Source organism: Dactylosporangium aurantiacum, assembly GCF_000716715.1.
Taxonomy (GTDB): domain Bacteria; phylum Actinomycetota; class Actinomycetes; order Mycobacteriales; family Micromonosporaceae; genus Dactylosporangium; species Dactylosporangium aurantiacum.
This window is the reverse complement of the sequence record NZ_JNYJ01000030.1, coordinates 235220-245042: the sequence shown is the minus strand read 5'-3', so window position 1 is coordinate 245042 and position 9823 is coordinate 235220. Positions and strand designations below refer to the sequence as shown.

Here is a 9823-nt window from a genome sequence, read left to right as displayed (position 1 = left end):
CGCCCCGCCAGCCCCGCCAGTCCCTCCCGCCCGGCACGATCACCCGCCAGTCCGGCAACCCGACCCGCCTGCCCCGCCCTCGTGGCACCTCCACCCGCCAGACCGGCAACCCCACCCACCGCCCGGCCGTCCTCCCGGCCCGCCTCACCTCCACTCCGCCGCTCCCCCACCGCCCGCAGCCGCCCACCCCCGCCGCCGACTCTGGTCTCGCCACCGGTCCCTGCCTCCCGGCGATCTCCGGCCGTCCACTCGACACCGGTGGAGGCAGGCACCGAGGTCAGCCGCCGCGGGTGCCCATGCTCCCGGGCCGGCTCGCCCCCGACCGGCGGCACCGGCTGCAGCCCACGACGACCGCCCGGACCACCCGCGCCCGGACCACCCGCACCCGGACCACCCGCACCCGGACCACCCGCACCCGGACCACCCGCACCCGGACCACCCGCACCCGGACCACCCGCGCCCGGACCACCCGCGCCCGGACCACCCGCGCCGGGAGCAACCAGATCCGCGGCAACCGAGACAGCGGCAACTGCATCAGCCGGGGCAGCAGCGGTCGAGGCAGCCACCAACGGGGCAGCGACCGACAGCGCAGCGGCAACAGCCGACGGGGCAGCGGCCGGCGAAGTCGAGGGGATGGGCGCATGGGCAGGGTCGCTCACGCCGGATGCCCCGACCACGGCGTCGACGTCGGTGTCGACGGGTGTGTCGTAGGACTCGGCGGCCGCCGAAGCCGACATGCCAGCCACGGCACCCTGCTCCCCCACTGTCTGTGCTGTCCTCCCGCCGCGTTTCCCTGCCGCGACGGGCCCTTCGAAACCCTGAGACCCACGAAAGCGCTAATCAGGTCCAACCATGGCAAATCGGGCACCGCTGACGCTGGCAGATGCCCATTTGCCGAGCTGGAACCGGGATCGCGTGACCACCTCAGCCGCCAGCCCCATGACGGCGAGCCTGGACAAGCCCGCGAACACGGCCGACCGGACCGCCCACCACGGGCTGGACTGAGCTGGGCCGGGACGGCCGGCCGCGCCGGCGCGCCGGATCAGCTGGCCAGGCCCTCGAGCCTGGGCTGATAGGAAAGGCCGAGGCCGACCTCGACCACGGCGATGAACTGCTCCGCCGAGCGCATGAGGTCGTCGGCCTCCCGGGCGGTGACCACCCGCGGGATGCCCGCCTCCGCCGCGGAACGCTTGCTGGCACCGGCGGCGAAATAGGCCGCCCACTCGGTCAGCTCGGGCGCGACGAGCACCAGCAGCGACCAGACGCTCGTCACGCGGCTGCGGCGGCCCGGCGCGGCGGGCACGGCCCGGGCGGCGAGGACGGCCGCGGCGGCGCGCAGCGCGGCGAGGTGGGCGGTGGCATAGCGCATGCCGTCGGTGCGGATCTCCGCCGCCTCTTCGAGGCCGCGGCGGGCGAGGGTCAACAGTTCGCGCGGTGTGCGGTGGGGAAGCGCATGCGCGGGAACCGGAAGCTGCTGCCGGGACGCACCGCCGGCCGGGCCGGCGACCGCGGGGGTTGCCGGGGCGCCCGGGAATCGACTGACGTTGGACGATTGGGTCGAACGGTTCGCCGGCATCGGTGTCTCCCTCTGTGGTGCGTCGGCGGGACCCGCCATGGGTGCCCGTGGTGCGTGCGGGCCGCCGCTGGGGGAGTAGCGGCGACGCGCGGGTCGGAACAGCTCGGACAGCGGTCGAACGGCGACGTCGCCGGCCGGGCGTGGAGCTTCCCCACACCACCCCCGGCCGGCGGGCCGGCTGGGCCGCTGCCCGCCGCCCGGGGGTCGTGGGCGGCGAGCAGCGACCCCACCTGAGGCCAGACCCGCGAAAATCCGGCCTCCGCGGTGTCGCGGACCGCGCTCGGGAAGAGCGCCGCGAATCGCCTTCCCGAAGCAGTTCGAACACTCGTTCGACTGGGATAAGACTACACCCGGAGGGCAGGGAAGGTGCAACGGCGCGGGGAGATTTTTCGAACATCCGTTCGCACGATCATCCGGTCGTGTCAGCTTCCGCCGGGGGCTGCGGGCGTGGCCCTGCGCGTTGGCCGGCGGAGATCTCGCGCACGACCTGGCGGGACCCGGCCTCCGAGGTGCTCGCGGCCGACCCGGCCCGCCTGGCGGCACCCAGCCCGGCGAACGGAACCGCCCCGCCCGGTGGTCCGGGTGGGGCGGTCGGCGTGGTCGGGTCAGCCGGTGACGAGCGTGACGCCGTAGCGCTGCAGCGCGGTGGAGATCATGGCATAGAGCACGTCGGTACTGCACACCCGGTCGCCGTAGGTGGGCACACCGTTGCACGGGGCCGGGTTGGTGTCCGGGTGCCCGCCGTGGATGATGCCGAGGGCCTTCAGGGTGAACTCGCTGCTGTGGGCGGGGTCCACGAAGGTGAGTTCGACGACTGGACCGCCGCTGTCGCCCTTGCCGGCCGCCGCCCGGCCGTAGATCTCGGTGGCGTGGACGAACGGGCCGGCACCGTCGCTGAAGACGTTGAGCTGGTCGATGCGGATACCGCCGCAGGCGAGACCGGAGAAGCCGCCGTCGGTGCAGATGTAGGAGCCCAGGTAGTTGGCGTTGCTGCCGGTGATGGTGTGGTTGCTCGTGTCGTCCAGGACGCCGAACTGGTTGCTGGAGCCGGCCGGGAAGCTGCCGCTGTAGACGCGGCCCGCGGCACTCTTGCCGGCTTCGGGTCGCAGCAGGGCGATGTCGTTGAAATCGTCGGCCTGTTCGACGGTGCCGATGACCGTGCCGGCGCCGGGCAGGGTCGAGGTGCGCATGACCGTGCCGTTCGGGGCGCAGTGCGCCGCGGTGAGCATCGCGGTGGCGCTGGCGCTGGTGCGCACGGCGAAGCCGGTGGAACAGCTCTTGGCGCCGGCGTGGGTCTGCGCGCCGCCCCAGAACGGGTTGCTGTCCACGCTGCGGCTGAACGGGGTCGCCGGAGCCTCGGTGGCCACGGTGACCGGCACCGTCACCGCCGGCGACGCGCCCAGGTCGACGGTGATCGACCGGGTGGTGAGGGCCTGCGCGGAAGGCGCACCCGTCGTCGTGACGCGCAGGCCGCTGCCGTCCGTCATCGGCGCGGCCGTCGAGAACTCCGGCCGCAGGCTCGCCAGACGAGCCGCGGCGTTCAGCTCGGTGGCGGTGAAAGCGGCCGGCCGCACCTCGACGGCGGTGCCGGCGGCCGCGGTACGGGCGACCCGCTGCACCGACGCGGGAGCGGCACCCTTCCAGTAGACCTGGACCCGGCGGTGATCGGTGTCCAGCACGACGGAGGAGAACCCTTCGCCGCCGGGCGCGGCAGCGGCCGCGCTGATCCGGTCGGCGATGCCGTGCAGTTGCTGCTGGGTCCGCAGCACGTCTATCCACGAGGAGAAGCCGACGGGAACCGGCCCGTCGGCGGCGATCGAGGTCTCGGGCTGCCGGGCACTGCCGCTGCCGCCGCTGTTGGCGGCGAGGGCGGGCGGGGCCGCCGCGACGAGACCGGCCGCGGTGGCGGCGCCGATCATCATGAGGCGGCGGATGGATGAGGTACGACTGGCTGACATCGCGTGGAGCTCCCTGCGTTGCGTGGTGTTGCTGACAGGGAGTACTGAACAGGGCCGCGGCAGACACCTCTCCGTCTTTTTACCAACAACCTTTCAAAATAGACGTCGGTCACATTTTGTATCAGGCCGCGGGGTCACAGCAGATGCGTGCGCTGGCCATCGTGGTCGAAGACGCACAGGATCTCCGCCGGGCCGCCGTGGGCGCCGATGGCGTGCGGCGTCATGGTGGAGAACGACGCCGCCTGGCCGGCCTCGACCAGGATGGTCCGCTCCCCCAGCCGCAGCACGACCGTGCCCGACAGCACGGTGAACCAGTCCTTTCCGGGGTGTACCCGCAGGTCGGCCGGGACCGGGCGGGTGATGCGCATCTTGGCCACGAACACGCCGTGCGGCCCGGGCTCCGGGGTCAGCATCCAGGTGGTCACCCCGCGCACCACGTCCCGCCGCGGGCGGATCACCACGTCCTCGTCGTCCGGGGACTCCACCAGCTGGTCGAGGGTGGTCCCGAGCGCCCGGGCGATCGGGGCGAGCTGGTCCAGGGCGATGCGCCGGTGGCCCGTCTCGATCCGGCTCAGCGTGGAGGGGCTCAGGTAGCACCGCGAGGCGAGGTCGTCCAGCGACCAGCCCTTGGCCACCCGCAGCCCCCGGATCCGCTTGCGTACCAGCTCGTCGAGCGCACCGTCTTGCGTCATACGCAAGAGCATATGTCGCTGACGCAATCAGCGGCTACCGTGGCGGCATGGCACACGATCACCACCACGGGCACCACGCACAGCACGGACACGCGGCACACGGACACCCGGACCACGCCGGCCACGGCGACCACGAGGAGCTCGCCGACATCCTCGACCTCGACGCCGAGGTGCTGCACGAGCACCTCACCGAGGTCATGGCCTGGGTGCACGAGCACGCCGCCCCCGCCACCACCGTCCTGGACCTGGGCGCCGGGACCGGGGCCGGCACGCTCGCCCTGGCCCGGCGCTTCCCCGCCGCGCGGATCACCGCCGTCGACGTGTCCCCGCAGATGCTGGAGCACCTCCGGCACAAGGCGGCGGCGGTGGGCGTACAGGAGCGAATCAAGACGATCGAGGCCGACCTCGACACCACCCCGTCCAGCACGCTGCCCGCGGCCGACCTGGTGTGGGCCGCGAACTCCCTGCACCACCTGGCCGACCCCGTCGCCACGCTGCGCGGCATCCGAGGGGCGATCCGCCCCGGCGGGCACCTCGTGGCGCTGGAGATGGAGGCGTTCCCACGGTTCCTGCCCGGTGACGCGCTGGAGGAGCGCTGCCACGCCGCGGTCGCCGAGGCGCGGGCCGTCGACATGCCGCACCTCGGTGCCGACTGGGCGCCGCTGCTGCGGGCCGCCGGGTTCACGGTCGAGGCCACCCGCCGCTTCGAGATCGACCTGCGCCCGCCGTTGCCGGAGGCCACCGTCCGGTACGCGCAGACGACCCTCCGCCGCCTCCGGCAGGGTCTCCAGGACCGGCTGAGCCCGGCCGACCTGACCGCACTGGAGGCCCTAGCCGAGGAGGTGCCGCACCGCCGGGACCTCGTCGTGCAGGCCCGCCGCACCGCGTGGGCCGCCCGGCCGTAATGGGGTAAGGAGTGGAGCATCCACCACCCCTGACCTGTACCCTCTGCGGGTGACCCACCAGCCCCGCCCCGCCACCGGTGTCGCGATGGTCCTCGCCGGCAGCGCCCTGTTCGCCGTCAACGGCACCGTCTCGAAGCTCGCCGCCGGCACCGGCATCGACGCGCCGCAGCTCACCACGCTGCGGGCCGGCGGCGCCGCGCTGGGCCTGTTCGCGCTGGCGCTGGTGTTCCGCCCGGCCGGCCTGCGGGTCGGCCGCCGCGAGGTGCCGATGCTCGTCGCGTACGGCCTCGCCGGCTTCTTCTTCGTCCCCATGCTCTACTTCGTGGGCATCGGGCGGCTGCCCGTCGGCATCAGCCTGCTGTTCGAGTACACGGCGCCGGTCCTGGTCGCGCTGTGGGCGCGGTTCGTGCAGGGCCACGCGGTGCGGCCCAGGCTGTGGGCGGGGCTCGCCGCGAGCCTCGCCGGGCTGGCCTGCGTCGCGGAGATCTGGGGCGAGCTGCGCCTGGACGCGGTCGGGGTGGCCGCCGCGCTCGGCGCCGCCGTCCTGCTCGCCGTCTACTACCTGCTCAGCGCCCACGGCGTGACGAACCGCGACACGCTGTCGCTGACCGCGTACGCGTTCGGGGTGTCGGCCCTGGCCGGGTCGGTGGTGCGGCCGTGGTGGGAGTTCGACTTCGCCCGCACCACCGTCACCACCCACGGCGTGCCGGTGTGGCTGCTGCTGGCGTACGTGGTGATCGGCGGCTCGATCGCGCCGTACCTGCTGCTCGCCGGCGCGATGCGGCACCTGCCGCCGACCAGCGTCGGCATCATCGGCATGTCGGAGCCGGTGATCGCGACCGCGGTGGCCTGGCTGGTCCTGCACGAGCACCTCAACGTCGCGCAGATCTGCGGCGGCGCGCTGATCCTCGCCGGGGTCGCGCTCGCCGAGACCGCCCGCGTGAAACCACAGCCGGCGCAGCGCGAGCCCGAAATTGTCGGTGCCCCGAACTAGAGTCGACGCATGCAGGTAGACCCCAACGTGCAGGCGATGCAAGACGCACTGGACGCCGCCGGCGCACGGGCCGCCGACGGCACCCCGTGCCAGATCAGAGTGCTCACCGAGCCGGTGCCCACGGCGGCGGCCGCCGCCGCGGCCGTCGGGGTCGAGGTCGGCCAGATCGCCAACTCGTTGATCTTCGACGCCAACGGCGACCCGTTACTGGTGCTCACCTCCGGCGCGCACCGCGTCGACACCGGCAAGGTCGCCGCGCTGCTCGGCATCGCCAAGAGCAGGGTGCGGCGGGCCAGCGCCGAGTTCGTCCTGGAGCACACCGGCCAGGTCGTCGGCGGGGTGTCGCCGCTGGCCCACCCGAAGCCGGTGCGCACCCTCGTCGACGTCGACCTCGGGCAGTATGACGAGGTCTGGGCCGCCGGCGGCATCCCGCAGGCCGTGTTCCCGGTCACGTATGCCGAGCTGGTCCGCATCACCGACGGCACCCCCGCCGAGGTCGCGTGACGGTCCGGCTGCACGTGTGGCGGGTGCGGCCGGCCGCCGTGCCCGCGGCGATGTGGGGCATGGCGGTCGACCGGCGGCGGCTGCGCCGCGACGCGGACTTCGTGAAGCTGCTCGGCACCGGCAAGGGCGGCGAGTTCGGCGCCGGCAAGGCTGACCTGACCCGCTGGGCCGCGCTCATCGTCGGCGACGCCCCGGTGACCCCGCCGATGCGCGGCGCCGTGGCGGCGTGCGCCATCACCCTGGAGCCGATCGCCAGCCGCGGCACGTGGGCGGGGCGGGAGCCGTTCGGCGCCCGGACCGGCGCCGCGAAGACCGGCATGATCGCGGTGCTGACCCGGGCCAGGCTGAAGGCGCGCAAGGCTCCCGCGTTCTGGAAGGCCATCGATCCGGTCTCCCGGGCGCTGCCGGACTCGGAGGGGTTGATCTGCGCGTTCGGCATCGGCGAGGCACCCGTAGGATTCCAGGGCACCGTCAGCCTCTGGCGCAGTGCGGCGGATGTCGTGCGTTTCGCGTACCGTCAGCCCGAGCATGCCGCCGTCGTGGACCGCACGGCCCGCGAAGGCTGGTATGCGGAGGAGTTGTTCGCCCGGTTCCGCGTGCTGGACGTCACCGGCGACCGTGCGGTGATCGGTTGGAGGGACAGCCCGTGAGGCTCGTTCGGTGGCGCGGGGAGGACCTCCTCGCGCGGCTCGACGACGTCATCGCCGTCTACGGGGAGGCGATGGGCTACTCGGTCCAGCTGCTGCAGACCCGCCGCGGCTACGTGGCCGGTCACACGCGGCGCGAGTCGTTCCAGGCGGTCGCGACCCTCGACGACGAGGACAACCTGCTCGGCTTCGGCTACGGCTACCGCGGCACGTCCGGTCAGTGGTGGCACGACCAGGTGCGCAACGCGCTGCGCCGCGAGCACCGCAAGTACTGGCTCAGCAACTGCTTCGAGCTCGTCGAGCTGCACGTCCGCCCGCACGCGCAGGGCCACGGCATCGGCGCCCGCCAGCTGCACGACCTGCTCACCAACGCACCCCAGCAGACCGCGCTGCTGTCCACGCCGGAGGCGCCGGAGGACACGTCCCGCGCGTGGCGGCTCTACCGGCGCTTCGGCTTCGTCGACGTCCTGCGGCACTTCAACTTCCCGGGCGACGACCGTCCGTTCGCCGTGCTCGGCCGGCAACTGCCGCTGTGAAGCTCTGGCCCCTGCTCGGCGCGCTCGTCCTCGTCGAGATCGCCTACCCGCTGGTGCACGGTGGCACCCGCGCCGCGCTGACCGTCGCCACCGTCGTCGCCGGCTACCTGCTGTCCGTCGGGCACGCCTGGTGGTCCCGTGGCCCGCGCGCCGCGGCGCTGCTCGTGGCCGTCACCACCGGCGGCGGGTTCGTGGTCGAGGCGATCGGGCGGGAGACCGGGTACCCGTTCGGCGACTACGACTACACCGGGGCGCTCGGGCCGCGGCTGCTGGGCGTGCCGCTGGTGATCCCGCTGGCCTGGACCTGGATGGCGTGGCCGGCGTGGGTGGCCGCCGCCCGCCTCACCGAGCGGCGCTGGCTGCGGGTCGGTGTCGCCGGGGTAGGCCTGGCCGCCTGGGACCTCTTCCTCGACCCGCAGATGGTCGGCGAGGGCTACTGGCACTGGGACGCCCCCGGCGCGACCCTCCCGGGCGTCCCCGACATTCCGCTGACCAACTACCTCGGTTGGCTTCTGGTGGCGTCGGTACTGGCGGCCGCCCTCACGTTCACCGTCACCGCCCGCCCGGTCCGCGGGGACGACGGGGTGATGTACGCGCTGTACCTGTGGACGTACGCCTCCAGCGTCCTCGCGCACGCGGTGTTCCTGGGCCTGCCGGCCTCGGCGGCGTGGGGGGCGCTGGGCATGGGGCTGGTGGCGGTGCCGTTGGCGGTGACGCTGTGGCGCTCGCGGTCGTGACCCTGGCGCTGACCGGGGTGGTGCTGGCGCTGACGGTGCACACGCTGGTCAACGCCCGGCTGCTGCGACGTCCGCCCCCGGCGGGTGCGGCGCCGACCGGCGCTTTCGGAGCGGCGGACGCTTTCGGAGCGGCGGACGCTTTCGGAGCGGCGAGCGCTGCTGCTTCGGCTGGCGCGACCGAGGCGGCGAGCGGGACCGGCGCGGCGGCTCCGGCCAACGCGGCGGCTCCAGCGGACGCGGCGGCTCCGGACGGCGCGGCCTCCGCCGCGGCGGGTGCGGGCCGGGTCGCGGTGCTGCTGCCGTTGCGGGACGAGGCGGCGCGGGTCGAGCCGTGCCTGCGGGCGCTGCTGGCGCTGCGCGGCGCACCCCGCCTGATCGTCCTCGACGACGGCTCCACCGACGGCACCGCCGACCTGGTCAGGGCGGTCTGCGGCGACAGGGTCACGCTGCTGACCGGCGGGCCGCTGCCGGCGGGGTGGCTCGGCAAGCCGCACGCCTGCCAGCAGCTCGCCGACGCCGCCGGCGACGCGGACCTGCTGGTCTTCCTCGACGCCGACGTGGTGCTGCGCGACGACGCCGTCGGTGCGGCCGCCGCCGTGCTCGAGGACGCGGGGGTGGAGCTGCTCAGCCCGTACCCGCGCATCACCGTGGGCAGCACCGGCGAGCGGCTCGTACAGCCGCTGCTGCAATGGTCGTGGCTGACCTTCCTGCCGCTGCGGGCGATGGAACGCTCACCGAGACCGTCGCTCGCCGCGGCCGGCGGGCAGTTCCTGCTGGTGCGCCGGGGCGCGTACGACCGGGCCGGCGGGCACGCGGCGGTGCGCGACAAGGTCCTGGAGGACATCGAGCTGGCCCGCGCGGTGAAACGGACCGGCGGCCGGATCGCGCTCGCCGACGGCTCCGGCCTCGCCACCTGCCGCATGTACACGTCGTGGCGCGAGGTCGTCGACGGCTACAGCAAGTCGCTGTGGGCGTCGTTCGGCTCCTCCGCCGGCGCCGCGGCCGTCGTGTCGCTGCTGCTCGCCCTGTACGTCGCGCTCCCCCTCACCGTCCTGGCCGGCCAGTGGTGGGGGGCGGCCGGCTACCTGCTGGGCGTGGCGGGCCGGGTCGTCAGCGCCCGTACGACCGGCGGCCGGGCCTGGCCCGACGCGCTCGCCCATCCCGTGTCCGTGCTGCTGTTCGCCTGGCTGGTCGCGCGCTCGTTCCGCCGGCGCGGCCGCGTCACCTGGAAGGGGCGCCCGACATGGCGACCGTGAGCCGCGCCCGTGCCGTCC

Annotated in this window: 11 protein-coding genes; 7 read left to right on the top strand and 4 right to left on the bottom strand. The window is 74.2% G+C overall.

The genetic code is table 11. The annotated features are described in order from the left end of the window. Positions 1-277: 277 nt before the first annotated feature. The 4 genes from OP18_RS30860 to OP18_RS30845 all read right to left on the bottom strand — a co-directional run bounded on the left by OP18_RS30860 (position 278) and on the right by OP18_RS30845 (position 4226). Positions 278-499 (bottom strand): hypothetical protein, encoded by a 222-nt coding sequence (locus tag OP18_RS30860; RefSeq protein WP_162189862.1) that lies wholly within the window; start codon positions 497-499, stop codon positions 278-280. A gap of 543 nt (positions 500-1042) precedes the next feature. Further along, positions 1043-1423, bottom strand: a complete 381-nt coding sequence (locus OP18_RS30855; RefSeq protein ID WP_245635578.1) for an SAV_6107 family HEPN domain-containing protein — start codon at positions 1421-1423, stop codon at positions 1043-1045. A gap of 758 nt (positions 1424-2181) precedes the next feature. Then, complete coding sequence (locus tag OP18_RS30850) at positions 2182-3534, bottom strand: chymotrypsin family serine protease (protein ID WP_156089908.1); 1353 nt, start codon at positions 3532-3534, stop codon at positions 2182-2184. 134 nt (positions 3535-3668) lie between these two features. Continuing rightward, positions 3669-4226 carry a helix-turn-helix domain-containing protein gene (locus OP18_RS30845; protein WP_033362568.1) on the bottom strand — a complete coding sequence of 186 codons (558 nt, stop codon included), beginning with the start codon at positions 4224-4226 and terminating at the stop codon, positions 3669-3671. A 47-nt stretch (positions 4227-4273) separates the two neighbouring features. Here OP18_RS30845 and OP18_RS30840 point away from each other — a divergent pair, with 47 nt between their 5' ends. From OP18_RS30840 to OP18_RS51490, 7 genes are read left to right on the top strand one after another with little or no spacing between them, the layout of a single operon-like run. Then, positions 4274-5131: a class I SAM-dependent methyltransferase gene (locus tag OP18_RS30840; RefSeq protein ID WP_033362567.1), complete on the top strand. Its 858-nt coding sequence runs from the start codon at positions 4274-4276 to the stop codon at positions 5129-5131. A gap of 49 nt (positions 5132-5180) precedes the next feature. Continuing rightward, complete coding sequence (locus OP18_RS30835; RefSeq protein WP_052387587.1) at positions 5181-6125, top strand: EamA family transporter; 945 nt, start codon at positions 5181-5183, stop codon at positions 6123-6125. Positions 6126-6134: 9 nt separating this feature from the next. After that, on the top strand, positions 6135-6629 hold the full coding sequence (locus OP18_RS30830; RefSeq protein WP_033362566.1) for a YbaK/EbsC family protein: 495 nt from the start codon (positions 6135-6137) through the stop codon (positions 6627-6629). Between the two features lie 50 nt (positions 6630-6679). Beyond that, entirely contained in the window at positions 6680-7279 is a 600-nt protein-coding gene (locus tag OP18_RS30825; protein ID WP_245635585.1) for a monooxygenase, read from the top strand. Further along, a complete protein-coding gene (locus OP18_RS30820) occupies positions 7276-7812 on the top strand; it encodes a GNAT family N-acetyltransferase (protein ID WP_033362564.1) in 537 nt (178 codons plus the stop codon). The genes OP18_RS30825 and OP18_RS30820 overlap by 4 nt, the downstream gene beginning before the upstream one ends. Then, complete coding sequence (locus tag OP18_RS30815; RefSeq protein WP_033362563.1) at positions 7809-8549, top strand: carotenoid biosynthesis protein; 741 nt, start codon at positions 7809-7811, stop codon at positions 8547-8549. The genes OP18_RS30820 and OP18_RS30815 overlap by 4 nt, the downstream gene beginning before the upstream one ends. Then, positions 8531-9805 (top strand): glycosyltransferase family 2 protein, encoded by a 1275-nt coding sequence (locus OP18_RS51490; protein ID WP_245635577.1) that lies wholly within the window; start codon positions 8531-8533, stop codon positions 9803-9805. The genes OP18_RS30815 and OP18_RS51490 overlap by 19 nt, the downstream gene beginning before the upstream one ends. Positions 9806-9823 lie beyond the last annotated feature (18 nt).

Coding starts and splice junctions, on each gene's coding strand:
- OP18_RS30830 (WP_033362566.1), top strand. CDS start 6,135: ATGCAGGTAGACCCCAACGTGCAGGCGATGCAAGACGCACTGGACGCC.
- OP18_RS30825 (WP_245635585.1), top strand. CDS start 6,680: ATGTGGGGCATGGCGGTCGACCGGCGGCGGCTGCGCCGCGACGCGGAC.
- OP18_RS30845 (WP_033362568.1), bottom strand. CDS start 4,226: ATGACGCAAGACGGTGCGCTCGACGAGCTGGTACGCAAGCGGATCCGG.
- OP18_RS30850 (WP_156089908.1), bottom strand. CDS start 3,534: ATGTCAGCCAGTCGTACCTCATCCATCCGCCGCCTCATGATGATCGGC.
- OP18_RS30840 (WP_033362567.1), top strand. CDS start 4,274: ATGGCACACGATCACCACCACGGGCACCACGCACAGCACGGACACGCG.